The 16,300-nt window shown below is 49.3% G+C and carries 17 protein-coding genes; 10 read left to right on the top strand and 7 right to left on the bottom strand.

What is annotated here, in order from left to right:
* Positions 1–447 precede the first annotated feature (447 nt).
* Entirely contained in the window at positions 448–681 is a 234-nt protein-coding gene (locus tag U2W12_RS02865) for a hypothetical protein (RefSeq protein WP_326499166.1), read from the top strand.
* A 370-nt stretch (positions 682–1,051) separates the two neighbouring features.
* Positions 1,052–2,665, top strand: a complete 1,614-nt coding sequence (locus tag U2W12_RS02860; protein ID WP_326499165.1) for a SagB/ThcOx family dehydrogenase — start codon at positions 1,052–1,054, stop codon at positions 2,663–2,665.
* Here U2W12_RS02860 and U2W12_RS02855 read toward each other — a convergent pair.
* Entirely contained in the window at positions 2,592–3,347 is a 756-nt protein-coding gene (locus U2W12_RS02855; RefSeq protein ID WP_326499164.1) for an ABC transporter ATP-binding protein, read from the bottom strand. The genes U2W12_RS02860 and U2W12_RS02855 overlap by 74 nt on opposite strands.
* Positions 3,344–4,480 carry an efflux RND transporter periplasmic adaptor subunit gene (locus tag U2W12_RS02850; RefSeq protein WP_326499163.1) on the bottom strand — a complete coding sequence of 379 codons (1,137 nt, stop codon included), beginning with the start codon at positions 4,478–4,480 and terminating at the stop codon, positions 3,344–3,346. Before U2W12_RS02850 ends, U2W12_RS02855 begins: the two co-directional genes overlap by 4 nt.
* A gap of 166 nt (positions 4,481–4,646) precedes the next feature.
* Between U2W12_RS02850 and U2W12_RS02845 the strand changes: the two genes are divergently transcribed.
* From U2W12_RS02845 to dcd, 4 genes are read left to right on the top strand one after another with little or no spacing between them, the layout of a single operon-like run.
* On the top strand, positions 4,647–5,267 hold the full coding sequence (locus U2W12_RS02845; RefSeq protein WP_326499162.1) for a methylthioribulose 1-phosphate dehydratase: 621 nt from the start codon (positions 4,647–4,649) through the stop codon (positions 5,265–5,267).
* Positions 5,264–5,824, top strand: coding sequence for a cupin (locus U2W12_RS02840; RefSeq protein ID WP_326499161.1), 561 nt, complete (start codon positions 5,264–5,266; stop codon positions 5,822–5,824). The genes U2W12_RS02845 and U2W12_RS02840 overlap by 4 nt, the downstream gene beginning before the upstream one ends.
* Positions 5,821–6,513, top strand: a complete 693-nt coding sequence (mtnC, locus tag U2W12_RS02835; RefSeq protein ID WP_326499160.1) for an acireductone synthase — start codon at positions 5,821–5,823, stop codon at positions 6,511–6,513. Before U2W12_RS02840 ends, mtnC begins: the two co-directional genes overlap by 4 nt.
* A gap of 59 nt (positions 6,514–6,572) precedes the next feature.
* Positions 6,573–7,139, top strand: coding sequence for a dCTP deaminase (gene dcd, locus U2W12_RS02830; protein WP_326499159.1), 567 nt, complete (start codon positions 6,573–6,575; stop codon positions 7,137–7,139).
* Between the two features lie 12 nt (positions 7,140–7,151).
* Here the strand turns inward: dcd and U2W12_RS02825 are convergent, their stop codons facing one another.
* Positions 7,152–7,406 carry a YcgL domain-containing protein gene (locus U2W12_RS02825; RefSeq protein WP_326499158.1) on the bottom strand — a complete coding sequence of 85 codons (255 nt, stop codon included), beginning with the start codon at positions 7,404–7,406 and terminating at the stop codon, positions 7,152–7,154.
* Positions 7,407–7,515: 109 nt separating this feature from the next.
* Here U2W12_RS02825 and U2W12_RS02820 point away from each other — a divergent pair, with 109 nt between their 5' ends.
* Positions 7,516–8,109, top strand: a complete 594-nt coding sequence (locus U2W12_RS02820) for a type II CAAX endopeptidase family protein (protein WP_326499157.1) — start codon at positions 7,516–7,518, stop codon at positions 8,107–8,109.
* A 104-nt stretch (positions 8,110–8,213) separates the two neighbouring features.
* On the opposite strand, the gene U2W12_RS02815 is transcribed toward U2W12_RS02820, so the two are convergent.
* The gene (locus tag U2W12_RS02815) at positions 8,214–8,663 is read right to left on the bottom strand and encodes a hypothetical protein (RefSeq protein ID WP_326499156.1); all 450 of its coding nucleotides are present in this window, start codon (positions 8,661–8,663) and stop codon (positions 8,214–8,216) included.
* Positions 8,664–8,941: 278 nt separating this feature from the next.
* Here U2W12_RS02815 and amoC point away from each other — a divergent pair, with 278 nt between their 5' ends.
* The 3 genes from amoC (at position 8,942) to amoB (ending at position 11,918) form a co-directional block, all read left to right on the top strand.
* On the top strand, positions 8,942–9,694 hold the full coding sequence (amoC, locus tag U2W12_RS02810; RefSeq protein WP_326499155.1) for a bacterial ammonia monooxygenase, subunit AmoC: 753 nt from the start codon (positions 8,942–8,944) through the stop codon (positions 9,692–9,694).
* A gap of 125 nt (positions 9,695–9,819) precedes the next feature.
* Positions 9,820–10,563: a bacterial ammonia monooxygenase, subunit AmoA gene (gene amoA / locus U2W12_RS02805; protein WP_326499154.1), complete on the top strand. Its 744-nt coding sequence runs from the start codon at positions 9,820–9,822 to the stop codon at positions 10,561–10,563.
* Between the two features lie 110 nt (positions 10,564–10,673).
* The gene (gene amoB / locus U2W12_RS02800; RefSeq protein ID WP_326499153.1) at positions 10,674–11,918 is read left to right on the top strand and encodes a bacterial ammonia monooxygenase, subunit AmoB; all 1,245 of its coding nucleotides are present in this window, start codon (positions 10,674–10,676) and stop codon (positions 11,916–11,918) included.
* Between the two features lie 1,134 nt (positions 11,919–13,052).
* On the opposite strand, the gene U2W12_RS02795 is transcribed toward amoB, so the two are convergent.
* The 3 genes from U2W12_RS02795 to U2W12_RS02785 all read right to left on the bottom strand — a co-directional run bounded on the left by U2W12_RS02795 (position 13,053) and on the right by U2W12_RS02785 (position 16,181).
* Positions 13,053–13,766 (bottom strand): SprT family zinc-dependent metalloprotease, encoded by a 714-nt coding sequence (locus U2W12_RS02795; protein ID WP_326499152.1) that lies wholly within the window; start codon positions 13,764–13,766, stop codon positions 13,053–13,055.
* 53 nt (positions 13,767–13,819) lie between these two features.
* Positions 13,820–14,101 (bottom strand): hypothetical protein, encoded by a 282-nt coding sequence (locus U2W12_RS02790; RefSeq protein ID WP_326499151.1) that lies wholly within the window; start codon positions 14,099–14,101, stop codon positions 13,820–13,822.
* 178 nt (positions 14,102–14,279) lie between these two features.
* Positions 14,280–16,181 (bottom strand): LapD/MoxY N-terminal periplasmic domain-containing protein, encoded by a 1,902-nt coding sequence (locus U2W12_RS02785; RefSeq protein WP_326499150.1) that lies wholly within the window; start codon positions 16,179–16,181, stop codon positions 14,280–14,282.
* Between the last annotated feature and the right edge of the window lie 119 nt (positions 16,182–16,300).

Genomic DNA, 16,300 nt, shown 5'->3' with positions numbered 1-16,300 from the left:
AAACATGCGTCATCGTTTTCTGATAGTTCTAATCGGGCAACCCTTGCCAACTCTGTTTCCTGCTGGTTCTAAAAAGCTTTTAGTTTAACGCCAATCAACTTTCTGCGAGACACTTAACGGGGGCCACCAATTCGCTGCCGTTTTATTGATTCGACTCTGTGGGCCGTATCATCATCCTATTGCGATTGACTGTTAAAGTGGCGGGTGATGGTTTCGTGATTCGATCCTATCCAGGCTTCCAATTGCCGAGAATACGATGGTTGGACTATTTTGGCATTTTTTGCTCGTAAATTGTCATTGCGCGTGAACAAAAAAATCGTAAATTACATCCATATTCGAAACTCTCAACAATAAGTCGAGCGCTCATTTGATGAGAGATTATTACTGATGCTTCATATTGGATCAGTTATCTATCTATCTAACTGCCTAGTCCCGGAGGAATGAGTCATGAATGTCAAAGATGTAGAAATCCAAGCACTGACGGAACAACTCAAAGAATGGAATATTCAAATGGGTGTGCTCGCTGCGAAGCAAGAGGCCGCAGCCGCGGCGGCAAAGAATTTTGCTCACGAACTCGATGCCTTACGTAGCAAATACCATGCGACTGCTCAACAACTTAGAAAAAGAGAAGAGGAAGAGACCGGTTTTAATATGTGGGAAAACATCGGAGAAGGGGGCTGAGCCTGGCAGCTTTGCCGAACATTCGAGTAGACGTTTTAATCAGCCAACAGGAATATAATGCGGCGAGGTTAGAATCATGTTGCCTTGCGGGCATTGTTTTTTGCCATGGGAAAGTTAATTCCGTGCCCTATGACAATACCCGTAAAGAGCAATGGTCTCTCTGTGCGTTCTTCCGAATCTTTTCGATTCTGACGCGAGTGCCGCGTGGCGCAAAACCTATTTTCGGACGGTAATCCAAGAAACGCGCGCATGACGTGTAATTAGCGTCCTCTATTGCGACATTGAGCTTCCACCTCTGATTTGTCTGGGCTCAATTGTTATCAGCAACCCTCTCCTCACACACCGCGAAATTTAATGAGCGAAGGACAAAATGAGTTGTGTTCATGCGGCAGTCGATGCAGTTATTGCCTATCACGAACGTACCAAGCACCATCTTAGCCATTACGCAGCTGGGCCGGATTGTTTGGATTGGGCCGACCAACCGAATCCGTTTCGGCGTTTTACTGACTGTGAAATCGTATCGTTGCCGGCGCCGGGAGCGCTATTGCCGGTGTTGTTCGCCGATTTCGATCAAGCTGTAAACATTCCCGCGAAGCCCTTCACATCTCAGACTTTGGGGCTCTTATTGGAGTTGGCGTTCGGACTGGCGGCCTGGAAACAGTACGGCGGCGAGCGCTGGGCCTTGCGCTGCAATCCGTCCAGCGGTAATTTGCATCCTACCGAAGCGTATGTAGTCCATGCCGAAGCAAGTCTATTGACGCCCGGCGTTTATCATTATCTGAGTTATGATCATGCGCTGGAAAAACGAAGCGAATTTACAGCCAATTCGGCCGGGTCTGATCTCTATATTGCACTGACCTCGATCCACTGGCGCGAAGCCTGGAAATACGGCGAGCGAGCTTATCGTTACTGTCAACTCGATATCGGTCATGCGCTCGGCGCTTTACGTTATGCGGCGGCGGCATTGGGTTGGTCGCTCGAGCTGATAGCCGAATGCGGTGATGATGAATTGGCGCAGTTGTTGGGATTGGATCGACAGGCTGACTTCAAGGAACTGGAAGCCGAGTCGCCCGACTTGATTTGTCGCGTTCGGTATAGGTGTGATGCGACCCACAGCCCGGACATCAAGGGTTTGCTGAAATGTGCTCAAAATGCCGTTTGGCATGGCCGAGCCGAGCGCCTCAGTCAATTTCATCGCAATCATTGGCCGATTATCGAAGAGGTCGCGCAAGCCGCACATAAGCCATGGACCGAGGAGCCGACGAATTCTCCAGCCGCGCATAGGGACCTTCCTGCCAGCGCCTGTACTAAAACCGCTACCGATATTATCCGTCAGCGTCGCAGTGCCCAGCGTTTCGATGCATCGACTTATCTGCCGCACAACGATTTTATTCGCATCTTGAGCGCGATGATGCTCGGCAGCCGCGTTCCTTTTGATGTGTGGCGCTGGCCGCCTGCGGTGCATTTGTTGCTGTTCGTGCATCGCGTGGAAAATCTGGCGCCTGGCGTATATCTGCTGCCGCGCACGCATGACGCGGCCAAATCGCTACGTGCGGTACTGAGCGGTGAGTTCGCCTGGCAAGAGGCTGCTGAAAACATGGCATATTTGCCGTTGTATCGCTTGGTCGCCGTCAATTGCAAACGCGTAGCCAAAACCGTGTCCTGTCATCAGGATATCGCGGGCGAAGGTGCCTTTAGCCTGGCGATGCTCGCTGAATTTCGAGAGCAGGTCAGCCAAGAACCCTGGAGCTATCGCCGCTTGTTTTGGGAATGCGGACTGATCGGTCAGGCGCTATATTTGGAGGCCGAAGCCGTTGGAATGTGCGGTACCGGGATCGGCTGTTTTTTCGACGATAGCATGCATGACATTCTGGGCTTACAGGATAACACTTTCCAAAGCCTCTACCATTTCACGGTCGGTCGAGCATTGGAGGACTCACGCTTGCAGACGCTGCCGGCTTATCACCATTTAAGCCAGCGATAGAAAGCGCCGAGACGTCTGCCGCTTTTACGATTCTGCCATCAACAATCCGTATCTTGCGGTGAGCCCGGCCGCCGATGTTCGGGTCGTGAGTGATGATCATCAAGGTGACGCCTTGCCGGTTGAGGCTTTCCAACAGTTCAATGATTTCCTTGCCGGACTGGCTGTCCAGGTTGCCGGTCGGTTCGTCGGCCAGTAATATTTCAGGTTTCATGATCATCGCTCGGGCGATTGCGACGCGTTGCAGTTGGCCGCCCGAAAGTTGGTCGGGCTTGTGCAGGGCGCGGTCTTCGAGGCCGACTTCGGCCAACGCGGCCGCAACACGCGGCTTGCGTTCATGAACGTTGATGCCGGCCAATATTAGCGGTATTTCAATGTTTTCGGCGGCGGTCAGGCGAGGAATCAAATGAAAGAATTGAAACACGAAGCCGATGTTTTCGCGGCGGACCTTGGCGAGTTCGTCGTCGCTGAGTTGGGTAACCGGGCGGCCGTTCAACAGGTAGCGGCCGTCCGACGGCTGATCGAGTAGCGCTATCACGTTCAATAGGGTCGATTTGCCGGAACCGGATGGGCCCATCACCGAGACATATTCGCCTTTCGCGATTGATAGACTGATGTCGTTCAACGCTTTGACGATTTGGTCGCCGACCTGAAACGTACGGCGGATGTTTTCGAGTTCGATCATTGCTTTACACGCGCCTTGGCGCCTGCGACCACTCCGTCCTGGCCGATCGACAGCACGATTTTGTCGCCCTCCTGCAACCCTTCCAGCACTTCAATATAATTCCAGTTAGCGAGGCCAGGTGTGAAGGCGCGTTCTGCCAGCAGGCCATCGTCTTGTAGCAGCAGGACTTTATGATTTTCGATCACTGCTTCCGCGGGCACGCGTAGCGCTTTCGGCTTGCTGGACAGCAGCACTTCGATGTCGGCGCTGTAGCCGGGTAATAATTCGTTCAAGTCTTTCGGATCGGTCAGTTTGACTTCGACTTCGACCGTGCGCGCCTGTTTTTCCTTTTCTAGCACGTACGGTGCGATGCGCGAGACGGTGCCGGAGCAGCGTTTGCCTTCAAAAGCATCCAGTGATACGCAGGCGGTCATGCCGGTTTTGATTTGTGGCGCATCGACTTCATCGATCGGCGCGGACACGTACAGGCAGCTCAGGTCGAGCAGATCGATCGCGGGCAGGGTGGGGATGCCGGGCGGGGAAGGGGTCACGTACTCGCCGAGTTCGACATTGATTTCGGCGACGGTGCCGTCGAACGGCGCCTGCACCAGGGTGCGTTCGATCGCGGCCTGGGCGGCGTCGCGTCTGGCCTGGCTGACCTCGATCTCTTCCCTGGCAGAGCGACAGGACGCGCTCTGCGCCTTCGCATTGGTGACTTTGGTGTCGACCTGTTCCTCGGAGACGATCTGGTTGTATTTTTGCAGCCGGGAGATGCGTTCGGCTTCGCGCACCGCGCCGGCTTTCAGTTGACAGCTCTGCTCGGCGGCGGCCTGGTTGGCGCGTATCTGGGCTTCCTGCAAGGCGAGCTGGGCTTTCAGATCCTGATTCCAGACTTCCATCAAGAGCTGGCCCTGTTTGACCTTGTCGCCTTCCTTCACGTTCAGCTTGGCGACCTGGCCGCCGGCGGCGGGCGCGAGATAGGCGCGGCGGCAGGCCTTGACGGTGCCGACGCGGGTATTGGAGACGGTCGCGCGGACTTCGCCAGCTTCGAGGCTGACGATTTCGACTTCCACTGGCTTCGGGCGTTGGTAATAAACGGCAAGTGCGGCGGCGGCCGCGAGGCTTCCGAAAACGATCAGTGTTTTTTTGCGCATGGAGGCTTTTAGTTTGATAATAAAACGGGAGTCGGCGGGCTATCATCCCATCAGGCCGGGCGGCGAAATGTCCGCTATTATTTTAAGCCATTAAGCTACATTCTTTAACGATCTCAACATATAATCTTGCAAGACAGGCCCATGGGCATTTTTTTATCAGGGACTCATGAAATATAGCGAAGCATTTTTGAACGCCGCCGCCGATCTTTGCGCGGCAGGGCGCATTATCGACAGCAAGGAAAGGGTGCCGGCGACCAGCGGCAATTTTTCGGTGCGCTTGCCGGATGGCACGATTGCGATCACCGTGTCCGGGAAGCACAAAGGCCGGCTGCAAATCGAGGACATCATGCTGATTGATGCGGAGGCGAATTCACTGGACGGCAAAAAGCCGTCGGCGGAGACGCTGCTGCATACCTCTCTATATAAAAGGTTTCCGAACGTCGGCTGCGTGCTGCATCCGCATGCGATCAATGCGGTGTTGGTGTCGCGCATCTTCAAGACTGAAATCGTGCTCGAGGATTATGAACTGCTGAAAGCGTTCAACGGCATCACCACGCATGAAAGCCGTATTGTCGTGCCGATCTTTGCGAATGATCAGGACATTCCTCGTCTTGCGGCCGAAGTCGAGCGCTACCTGGATCGGCATGACGATTGTTATGCCTACGTGATTGCAGGGCATGGGTTTTATACCTGGGGTACGACGGTTGACGAAACCTTGCGTCATATCGACGCTCTCGATTACCTATTTGATTGTGAATTACGCTTGCATGGAGTGAAGAAATTATGAGCGCGTTAACCGTTTATCCCGATAACCAGCCTCAAGCGGGCGAGTTATTTACCGAATTTGCCGAGATCGAAGCGCAGCTAGGCGGCATCGGCGTACAGTTTGAGCGCTGGACCGCCGATGGCGAGCTGGCCCTTGATGCCGATCAGGATGCGGTGGTCGCCGCTTACCGCGATTCGGTCGATCGCCTGATGCGGCAGTACGGCTTTCAATCGGTCGACGTGGTCAGCTTGCAGCCGGATCATCCGCAGAAAGCGGCGTTTAGGGAAAAATTCCTGGCCGAACATACGCATGGCGATTTCGAAGTCAGGTTCTTCGTCGACGGCAAGGGGCTTTTCTATCTGCACGTCGGCGGCAAGGTCTATGCGGTGCTTTGCGAAAAAGGCGATCTGATCAGCGTGCCGGCCAATACCACGCACTGGTTCGACATGGGCGAAAATCCGTGTTTCAAGTGCATTCGGCTGTTCACGACGGCGGAAGGCTGGGTCGCCTCGTTTACCGGCAGCGACATTGCCAAGTCGTTTCCGACTTATGATCAATATGTTGCTGCCTTGTCATGATCAGGGCGATCGTTACCGATATTGAAGGCACCACCTCGTCCTTGTCTTTCGTGAAGGACGTGCTGTTTCCGTATGCGCGCGCGCATCTCGCCGAATTTATACAAATCCATGCGGACGATCCCGAGGTCCGGCGCTTGCTGGCCGATGTTTCCGCAGAAGCCGGTAAGCCGCTCGACGCCGCGCAAACGCTGGCGCAATTGCTCGAATGGATTGATCAGGACAAAAAAGTCACGCCGTTGAAGGCGCTGCAAGGCCTGATCTGGGACGAGGGTTACCGGCAAGGCGCGTTTACCGGCCATGTCTATGAAGACGCCGCAAGAAACCTGAAAGCCTGGCATGCCTGCGGGCTGCATCTGTACATCTATTCGTCCGGGTCGGTGCATGCTCAGAAGCTGTTGTTTTCGCATACCGAGTACGGCGATTTGACACCGTGGTTTTCGAGCTATTTCGATACCCGGATCGGCGGCAAACGGGAGGTCGATTCGTATCGCCATATCGCGGAGGAACTGCGGATTCCTCCCGAAAATCTGATGTTTCTGTCCGACATCAAGGAAGAACTGGATGCGGCGAAGCAGGCCGGGTTCAATACGATTTGGCTGGTCCGCGAAGGCAAGACCGATCTCGGGGCGGAGCACGAGCAGGTGCAGGATTTCGATCATATCGAAATTGTTTTTTCAAACGATCTCTAAGTCCCCCGTTGTTTGTTACAATGCTCTTTTTGTTGATTTTTTAAGGTATTAAAGCTGCGATGAGCATTAAATCGGACAAATGGATACGCCGGATGGCGACCGAATACGGCATGATCACGCCGTTTGAAAGCGGCCAGGTCAGGGACTCCGAAAAGGGTAGGGTGATTTCGTTCGGGACATCGAGCTATGGCTACGATGTGCGCTGTTCGGATGAATTCAAGATTTTCACCAATATCAATTCCGCGATTGTCGATCCGAAGGATTTCGACTCGAGCAGCTTCGTCGATGTCAAATCGGATGTCTGCATCATTCCGCCGAATTCGTTTGCCTTGGCGCGGACGGTCGAGTATTTCCGTATTCCGCGTGATGTGCTGACCGTGTGTCTGGGCAAATCGACCTATGCGCGCTGCGGCATCATCGTGAATGTGACGCCGCTGGAGCCCGAATGGGAAGGGCACGTGACGTTGGAGTTTTCGAATACGACGACGCTGCCAGCGAAAATCTATGCGAATGAAGGTGTCGCGCAGATGCTGTTTTTCGGCAGCGATGAAGTATGCGAAACCTCATACAAAGATCGCGGCGGCAAATACCAGGGCCAAGTTGGAGTGACCTTGCCTCGCGCATGAAGATTTCCGGATTTACTGCAGCGTAGCCGGAGCGGACCACACGGGCGGCAATTGCAGGAAATAGCCCTGTTTGCTCAGGTTGTTCAGCACCGAAACCGGATCGGCGTTAGCGAGCTTTCGTTCCGGCGTAATTTCAAGGCTGAAAACAAATTCCATTCTGCCCAGGGAATTCTGCAACGCTTGTGGTAGGCAGGTAAAGTCGTCCTGATCTTTGAGATACAAATAAACATCTTGTTTTTTCGAGCTTTTGTAAATAAAACATTGCATATGTTAAGGGTGTCCTGATGGTGCGTCGCGAAGTTAGAGGTTTTGGCTGTTCATGTTTGCGGCAGAAAATAACTGAAAATTGCCGCGCCATTATCGGTCGCCTTGTCCAATGAATCAATCCACGTTCAAACTTCACGATTTTTTTTTCAAGGCCTGCTGTTTCGAGGCGTCATTAATCCTTGTCGCGATCGTGCTTGGCTGGATGGCGGGTATCGATCCGTTCGCCAAGCTGTTTTTTTCCGAAGCGGCGTTGTCACATGGATTGGTTGGTACAGTGCCCATGGTGGTGTTATTTTACCTGATGGAGCAGTGGGAGGGGACATCGTTTCAAAAAATCAGGCGACTGTTGCTCGAAACGTTAGGGCCGGTATTACATCGGCGGCATTGGACGGATTTGTTGATGCTCGCGGGGCTTGCCGGTTTATCGGAAGAGATCCTTTTTCGGGGCGTCATTCAGCCTTGGCTTGAAACGGTCTGGGGAATACGGATTGGGTTCCTTGTCTGCAACCTTCTGTTCGGGGTGGCGCATGCGATCACGCCGCTCTATACGGTTCTCGCATTTATGATCGGGGGGTATCTGAGCTTATCGATGGATTATGGCGGCGAGCGTAATTTGCTGACGCCGATAGTGATTCATGCGCTGTACGATTTTTGGGCGTTTTTATCCTTAGTAAGGACTTATAAAGCGACTCGGGACGGGTAGGGCGAGCGCGAAGTTCATCGCTGTGGTCTCTATGTCAATAGAGTCGCCGTCCATGGCTTTGAAGCACGGTTATCGTTGTCGGGCCGCGATTGAATAGCTAGGCGTTATATGCCTTCAATGCCGGAAAGGCCCACCAGAGTCCAATTGTCGAAATCGAGCACTCCTTCTTGATTGTCTCCATTGTTATAAGTAATCCGGCAGACATATCTTTGCGTGGTCATTTTGCCGGACTGGTCGGCGATATGAATGTCGCCGTTAATCAAAAACTGATAGTTGCCCAGGCTCCAGGCTTTTACCGGTTTGTCGGTAAAGGTCACGGCAAGGTCCGAATCGAGTTCTGATTTGATGTAATTGTTGCAATGCGTGAAGGCGATGGTCGTCATTTCAGTTGAAATGGGAAGCTGGCTGCCTTGATCCTTGCTGTCGACCAAAAAGGCATCGGATTTAATCACGTCGGTCACGAGCGGCATGACTGCGAACTTTTGAAACAAAATCAGCAAGGCAAGGCCGATGACGAGTACGATGAATGGATGTTTTTTTAAGAAGTTTTTCATTTAAGAAAGTGCCGTAGATGTTATTCTTACCCAAGCAATTGTATCAGAAATCAAAGTATTAAGTGTATGTGAAAATAGCAAGTGGCGAACGGTCCGGCGGATATTTTCGGTGAAAGAATTTTTTGACTTGACACGGTGTATTGAACTGGTAAACTGCCTACTCACCGAACTGGACTCGGTGGGATTCCTGGTCAAAAGCCAGTGAATGCGGAAAAGGAGTTAAACAAAAAAACTCCCGGCATAATCGTTGGGGATTGTTAAATTTTTAGGAGGTAGAAATGGCAGCTACAACTGAATCAGTGAAAGCTGATGCTGCGGAAGCACCGCTGTTAAATAAAAGAAATCTGTTCCTGGGCATTTCATTATACTTAGTGTTTTATGCTTGGGTTCGTTGGTATGAAGGCGTTTTTGGCTGGTCCGCTGGTCTTGACTCTTTCGCGCCAGAGTTCGAAACTTACTGGATGAACTTCCTGTATATCGAATTCGTATTGGAAGTATCAACTGCAGGTATCCTGTGGGGCTACATCTGGAAAACTCGTGACCGTAAGGTAATGTCAATCACTCCAAGAGAAGAGTTGAGAAGACACCATACTCACTGGATCTGGCTGTGCTGCTATGCGACTGCAATTTACTTCGGCGCTAGCTACTTCACTGAGCAAGATGGTACATGGCATCAAACTATCGTTCGTGATACTGACTTCACTCCAAGTCACATCATCGAATTCTATTTGAGCTACCCAATCTACATCATCACTGGTGGCGCTTCTTTGTTGTACGCTAAAACCAGATTGCCTACTTATCAAAATGGTTTCTCCATTCAATACATGGTATCTGTTGTCGGTCCATTCATGATTCTGCCAAACGTTGGTCTGAATGAGTGGGGTCACACTTTCTGGTTCATGGAAGAGTTGTTCGTTGCTCCACTGCACTACGGCTTCGTATTCTTCGGATGGGCGGCTCTGGGTGCATTGGGTGTTCTGAGCATCGAAGTTCAAGCAATTGCAAAATTGCTGAAGAAAGACTTGGCTTAATCCTGTAGCCATAGCCTGTAAATAACTATCTCCTGGCTGTTTCGTTCATTTCATTCCGAATGGACGAAACAGCATAAGAAAGATAGTAAATAAAAATAATTTTAAATCCTTTAGGAGGTAAGCTAATGAGCGCATCTCAATCAGCTGTACGTTCACGTGCCGAAGCAGTAAAAGTTTCACGCACGTTCGATTGGCTAATTTGTTTCACTTTGTTCTTTATTATTCTGGGTGGCTACCATGTTCACTTCATGTTGACTGGTGGTGACTGGGACTTCTGGACTGACTGGAAAGACCGCCGTCTGTGGGTAACCGTATTGCCAATCGTTGGCATTACTTTCCCAGCCGCTGTTCAAGCAGTTCTGTGGTGGCGTTGGAAACTGCCATTCGGCGCAATGCTGGCTGTTCTTGGCCTGTTGTTCGGCGAATGGGTAAACAGATATTTCAACTTCTGGGGCTGGACTTACTTCCCAGTTAACTTCGTATTCCCATCACAATTCGTTCCAGGTGCAATCGTTCTGGACGTAATCCTGATGTTGTCTAACAGCATGCAGTTGACTGCTGTTCTCGGCGGTTTGGCATACGGTTTGTTGTTCTATCCTGGCAACTGGCCCGTAATTGCTCCTCTGCACGTTCCTGTTGAATACAACGGCATGGTAATGACCCTGGCTGACTTGCAAGGTTACCACTATGTTAGAACTGGTACTCCAGAGTACATCAGAATGGTTGAAAAAGGTACCTTGAGAACTTTCGGTAAAGACGTTGCTCCAGTATCAGCGTTCTTCTCTGGTTTCGTGAGTATCATCATCTACTTCTTGTGGCACTTCTTCGGTAAATGGTTCGGTAGCACCGCATTTACTCAAAGCACTTGATCCTTATTGGATCCTGAGTTAGTAACACAATAAATGGCTAGTGGATAGTGAAGAAATTATCTGCTGGATACTCAAGAATAAATAGATTCTCTATTATTAGAGGAGGATATATGAAATTAATTAAAGACAAGGTAGCAAAATTGTCCTTTGTCGCACTGTTGCTGACAGTTGCAGCAGCGATGTTCTACACACCAGCTGCGTCCGCACACGGTGAAAAGTCTCAAGCGGCTTTCATGCGTATGCGTACTATTCACTGGTACGATCTGAACTGGTCAAAAGAAGTCGTTAAAATTAACGACACAATGACAATTTCTGGTAAATTCCTGGTATTCTCAGGCTGGCCGGAAACTGTTGACAAGCCAGAAAGCGCGTTCTTGAACATTGGTATCCCGGGCCCAGTATTTATCCGTGCAGGATCTTGGATCGGTGGTCAATTGGTTCCTCGTTCTGTTTCTCTGGAACTGGGCGAAACCTATGAGTTCAAAGTTCTGTTAAAAGCACGTCGTCCAGGTGACTGGCACGTTCACACCATGATGAACGTTGAAGGCGGTGGTCCAATCATCGGTCCTGGGAAATGGGTTACTATTGAAGGTTCTATGAGCCAATTCACTAACCCAATCACTACTCTGACCGGTCAAACCATTGATCTGGAAACGTACAACTTGGGCAACACCTACTTCTGGCATGCTTTCTGGTATGCTTTCGGTGTGGCTTGGATGATCTACTGGATGCGTAAGCCAATGTTCATTCCACGTCAGCTCGCTATGGAAGCTGGTAAAGGTGACACCCTGATCACTCCAACTGACAAGAAAGTTGCCTTGGCTTTCGGTGTTGCTGCAATTGGTATCGTTGCATTCACAATGGCTCAAACCAATGCTGAATATCCAATCACCACTCCTCTGCAAGCAGGTTTGTTGCGTGGTATGAAGCCTCTTGATCTGCCTACACCAACTGTTAGCGTTAAAATTGACGATGCTACCTACCGTGTACCAGGTCGTTCGATGAACATGACTCTGACTGTAACCAACAACGGCGACTCTTCGGTTCGCTTGGGTGAATTCAACACTGCTGGCGTTCGTTTCTTGGATGCTAACGTAACTGAAGACACCACTGGCTACCCAGATGACTTGTTGGCTCCAGAAGGTCTGACTGTTAGCGATAACAGCCCACTGGCTCCAGGTCAAACCAGAACAATCCAAGTTACTGCATCTGATGCAGCTTGGGAAGTATATCGTCTGGCTGACTTGATCTATGATCCAGATAGCCGTTTCGCTGGCTTGCTGTTCTTCCACGACGAAAATGGAAACAAGCAACTGGTCCAAATCGACGGTCCTCTGATCCCAACCTTCATCTAAAGAAGATTGCTGATCTAATAACTATAATAAAAAGCTAAACAATTTGAACCCCTGTTATTCATTGAATAACAGGGGTTTTTTTATGGGAAAAATTATTCGAGTGAAGAGGCTTGAGAAAGCGATGAAATGGGTTCTTTTAAGGGAATGAGGCATGTAACAAGCCGAGACGATCATGGAGCTGATCATCAACATCTCTGCGATTGCAGGAAATAGGGAATTGATCAATATCAGTTAAAGCAAGATTAAGGCTTGCACTGATATTAATTTCCGTTTGTGGTTGCCATGTACAGCGTTGCTGAATTGGGCGTAATGGGTTAGCCTAAAGTATTCAACAAGCAGGCTACGGTACTTTTTCATCCTTTTAAATTATTGGGCCTTTAGGCTTATTTTAATATTTAGAGGGGCGGTATTGTTTTGATTATCGTTGAATTAAGGCAGTATTTACTCATTACGGGATAAGTAGAAAACTAACATAAGCGTAGTCGTCAAGTTCTGCAAGATTATGTATATCCACGAATCTGCTAGATTCATTTTCCCGCCGAGCTAGCAGTGCCTGAATAAGGCAGAGATGACCAAGAACTCGCTCGTCGTGGCATCGGGAGTTCCTTAAGATCGATATGGAGATGGCTCGGCCACAATCTTAAAGATTTTTCAGTGCGATTTCACTCGCTTCGTTCGGTACCTAGTCAGGTAAACGAAAGATACACTCCGTGTGACAAGCGACCGATGGCGGTTCGCGAGGCATTGGGATGAATGTAGGCGCGTGTGATGGCGAGGGGGTAGCGAGTATGATTCGCGCAGTTCAATCACCAGCAATTTTTGGGGCCGGCGGAGCGAGGTCTGCATCCGATGCAAAAATTCTCCCGTTAGCGCCATTTGCGCGCGTTGGCAACGGTTAGAATCAGTTGTCTTGCCATGTGCGAATGTAATCACGCATGGTCGGAATAGTCGTCGCTTTTTGTGTAATTGGATCGGCTTGAGTTTAACTTTGATTTCCTCTGAAAGGCTAGACAGCGCCTCTTCGCGGACAAGATAGCGCCACAAGCGTGTATCGCAGAGACGCATATGATTTAGTAGTCGTTTGGTTGGGTTGTTAGTGATTTTAGATCACTAAAATAGCAGGATTCAACTCGTTTAAATGCCTAGCATTAGCGTTTGGCCGTGCTGTTTAAGCCATAATTGAGCGCTCCGATAATTCGGAAGATGTTGAGCGACTAAGTCCCAAAAATGTTTCGAGTGATTTTTTTCCTTGATATGGCAAAGCTCGTGAACAACCACATATTCCAAAATTTCCAGGGGGGCGAGCGCAAGAAGCCAGTTTATTGCAATGTCATTATGGATGCCACAGCTTCCCCAGCGCGATTTTTGCGATTTGATCGAAACGGATTTAGGAAATAAGTTATGTTTGGGGCCATGCAGCAAAACCATTTGCTCCACGGTCATTTTGACATTGGTTTTCATCCAGCGGATCACAACAGATTTGATCTCTTCGCTACCGATTGTGCCCAAATGCGTATGGGGGATATGCACGGTAAACACATGGGAATGCTCGACTCTGATTCTTTTTAATTTGGTCGGGGTTAAAGACAAGGAATAGGTTTTACCTTGGTAAGGAATGGCTGCTCCATCATGATAAGCTTTTGGCGCCAGACTGTGAAGTTGCTCGGATCGAGATTTAAGTTTTTGAACCGCTTGTATTATCCAGTGCCATTGCTCGTTGACGAACTGATGCAGCATGGCTTCCGAAACATGAAGCGGCGCTACAACTTCAATTTTTTCCGGCGTGACGACGATACGCGTTTTAGACGCTCTCTGCGTGCGTTTGATTTGATACGAAAAAGGGTCCATCAGTCAGTCTAAAATGGATGTTTCAGCATTCTATTTCCATAAATCATTCCACATCAGAATTGCTTGCGCCTTTGCCCGCACTTCGTATTTTCGCGATCCAATCCGTCACCGTTAAAGCTGTAAACCGGCAGCAAGTCGAAACGCCACGTGGGCCAAATTCCATTAAAGTAAAGGGTCTGGCGTTCGCCAGGAATTCCAATGGGGTGGTCCAGTAGTCCCACCTTTTTCCATTGTATTATATCGTCAACAAATCGTACATTCAGATAAAAAAAATCATTAACTTGTTTCAGTTTGACTTTTTCGGACAGATTTTTAGAGGGATTAAGTATTGCCATGAATGAGCCGGTATTGCGCTTGCTCGCCGTGTTTATTATTCAACTGAAACGGCTCGGTGGTTAACTCAAAACATTGCAGGTTATCGTCAAGTCCAGGCAAAGCAAAGAATGATGAACTTGGCAAGAAGCAGGCGATGAGGGCTCGGCTCAAATCAAGATGGTGAAGAGCTCTCGAATATCAACGGCTCGCACCGGTGAGTCCAATGTTTTTGACAATATCAAAATCAATATCCGAGTGAATGTTTTCGGCAAGAATTGAAATATCCAGCAAATCGCCAATTTCTTTAACGGTTTGTAAAAAAGATATTTTTTCGGCATCGCCTTGCAAGTCATTGCTTAATTCCCGGCTTAAACGAACAAAATCGGGCTTTAAAGTTTTGAGATTGTTCAGCGGCATCGATTGGCTGTCGAAACGTTTCAGAACAACACGAATGCCGAAAGTACGGAGAAATGAGATAAATTCGTAATACGTATTAAAGTCTTTAGCCGCCGCATAAGCGGAAAAGCTAATGATCAATTGCGGAGAGATGGAGGCATATTGTTCGATTTGTTTGGTAAACCAAACGCGAAAAGCACTGTTTTTAATCGTGCGGGTTGACAAATTGACCGCAATATTCGACGAAGAGGGTGCGCCGATCAAATGCTCGATTACTTTTCTGATCATGCCCTGATCCAATGCAATGATTTTTTCATATTTTTCGGCGATCGAGACAAATATGCCGACGGGAATAGAGCCGCCCTGTTTGTCGAAAGCCTGAATAAACGCTTCTTCCATCACTATGCGGTTATCGGCAATGTGTGTGATGGGGTCGGTAAACTGAATTTTGTAGGAATTTCGGGTGACGACATCAAATACCAGAGATTTCCATTCGGCGATGTCTTTGGCGCGATCGTCCCCCGTTCGGATGAAATAGCTGTTGGGGCCGATGATCACGGCGTGTTCGTACGCTTCGTGCGCAGCGGGCAGCATATCCTCAGCGGCGCCCAAAGGATCGATAGCAACCGCGCCGATATGGCCGATATCGTCCCTGTGATGAACGTGGCCTAATTCAGACAAAGTCATGCTTAAGGATTTTGCCAATTTTCGCGCCTGTGGCGGTTGAATATTACGGGCCAGGACCGCAAATTCGGCCCCATAAAAATGATAGGCGATGGCTTCGCTGGAAAAATTTTGTGCGGTCTGCTTCAGTTGCGCGGCGCAATTTTGTAAAAAAGCATCGATGGTATCGCTGCCACGTTCTTTGACCAGGCTGGCCAAGCTGTCGGTTTTTATTAGAAAAAGATAGCCGTCCGCGTGTTCCAAATAAAGCTGCTTTAAATCGGAATCGAAGGTGCTTTTGTTATAGAGACCAGAAAGGCTGTCGAGTTGAAGTTTCGGCCCGAGGGCCAACAGTTTCTCGTTCAGATTGATCATCACGCCGTTTAATTTACGCGACATCAGATTCATCGAGTGTGCGACGTTTTTAACCTCGGTCGCCCAGGGCAAATGTGCGATCTTGTCGAATTGGCCATCGGCGATCGCCAAGGCAAGGTCATTGATATTCTTCAGTGGTTTCAGCGTAAAACGCAGTACAAAAACCAACAAGCAGATCGATAACAGAAATGCGGCCAACGAATAATAAAACGTACTTTTCGCCTGTTGATAGAGCTTTAGGTAAGCATAACCCGGATTGACCGTGACATAAACGCTGCCTCCGAATGTCCATCCCGAGCTGATTTCGCTTTGCGCAGTCGCAGGTTCCATCGGCAAAAGATGGATGAGCCAGCTTGGTACTTCCGCGAAAACTTTGTCATTGGTCAATTTGACCAGTGTTTTGTCGTCGGCATTGTCCAATCTGATTTCCTTGTAATAGCCCATGTCAAAGATTGCGCCGATCATCGATTTCAGGATCGGGTCGGATTCCTTTAGGATATAAGGGCTTAACGAAAGCCCCAATGAAGTGGCCGCACCTTGAGCATGCACTTGCGATTCGTTCTGAAGATAGCTTCTGATATTTTTGATGCTGATTACGTAATTAACGCCGAATATCGTGAGGAAAATTACTGAAATCAGTATTAACAGTTGCTTGGATAATGTCATGCAGTTGACCTGATGGTGGGGACAAGTGAATAGCAACAAGTTCATTGGCATTTCTTGAGCTCTCTAAGTCATTGATTTGCTATTCACAGGTTGCAAACGAACTTCTCGCGAAGCACTTA

Source organism: Methylomicrobium sp. Wu6, from assembly GCF_035916875.1.
Lineage (GTDB): Bacteria > Pseudomonadota > Gammaproteobacteria > Methylococcales > Methylomonadaceae > Methylomicrobium.
This window is presented reverse-complemented; position numbering and strand designations above follow the sequence as displayed.

Coding starts and splice junctions, on each gene's coding strand:
- U2W12_RS02865 (WP_326499166.1), top strand. CDS start 448: ATGAATGTCAAAGATGTAGAAATCCAAGCACTGACGGAACAACTCAAA.
- U2W12_RS02860 (WP_326499165.1), top strand. CDS start 1,052: ATGAGTTGTGTTCATGCGGCAGTCGATGCAGTTATTGCCTATCACGAA.
- U2W12_RS02855 (WP_326499164.1), bottom strand. CDS start 3,347: ATGATCGAACTCGAAAACATCCGCCGTACGTTTCAGGTCGGCGACCAA.
- U2W12_RS02850 (WP_326499163.1), bottom strand. CDS start 4,480: ATGCGCAAAAAAACACTGATCGTTTTCGGAAGCCTCGCGGCCGCCGCC.
- U2W12_RS02845 (WP_326499162.1), top strand. CDS start 4,647: ATGAAATATAGCGAAGCATTTTTGAACGCCGCCGCCGATCTTTGCGCG.
- U2W12_RS02840 (WP_326499161.1), top strand. CDS start 5,264: ATGAGCGCGTTAACCGTTTATCCCGATAACCAGCCTCAAGCGGGCGAG.
- mtnC (WP_326499160.1), top strand. CDS start 5,821: ATGATCAGGGCGATCGTTACCGATATTGAAGGCACCACCTCGTCCTTG.
- dcd (WP_326499159.1), top strand. CDS start 6,573: ATGAGCATTAAATCGGACAAATGGATACGCCGGATGGCGACCGAATAC.
- U2W12_RS02825 (WP_326499158.1), bottom strand. CDS start 7,406: ATGCAATGTTTTATTTACAAAAGCTCGAAAAAACAAGATGTTTATTTG.
- U2W12_RS02820 (WP_326499157.1), top strand. CDS start 7,516: ATGAATCAATCCACGTTCAAACTTCACGATTTTTTTTTCAAGGCCTGC.
- U2W12_RS02815 (WP_326499156.1), bottom strand. CDS start 8,663: ATGAAAAACTTCTTAAAAAAACATCCATTCATCGTACTCGTCATCGGC.
- amoC (WP_326499155.1), top strand. CDS start 8,942: ATGGCAGCTACAACTGAATCAGTGAAAGCTGATGCTGCGGAAGCACCG.
- amoA (WP_326499154.1), top strand. CDS start 9,820: ATGAGCGCATCTCAATCAGCTGTACGTTCACGTGCCGAAGCAGTAAAA.
- amoB (WP_326499153.1), top strand. CDS start 10,674: ATGAAATTAATTAAAGACAAGGTAGCAAAATTGTCCTTTGTCGCACTG.
- U2W12_RS02795 (WP_326499152.1), bottom strand. CDS start 13,766: ATGGACCCTTTTTCGTATCAAATCAAACGCACGCAGAGAGCGTCTAAA.
- U2W12_RS02790 (WP_326499151.1), bottom strand. CDS start 14,101: ATGGCAATACTTAATCCCTCTAAAAATCTGTCCGAAAAAGTCAAACTG.
- U2W12_RS02785 (WP_326499150.1), bottom strand. CDS start 16,181: ATGACATTATCCAAGCAACTGTTAATACTGATTTCAGTAATTTTCCTC.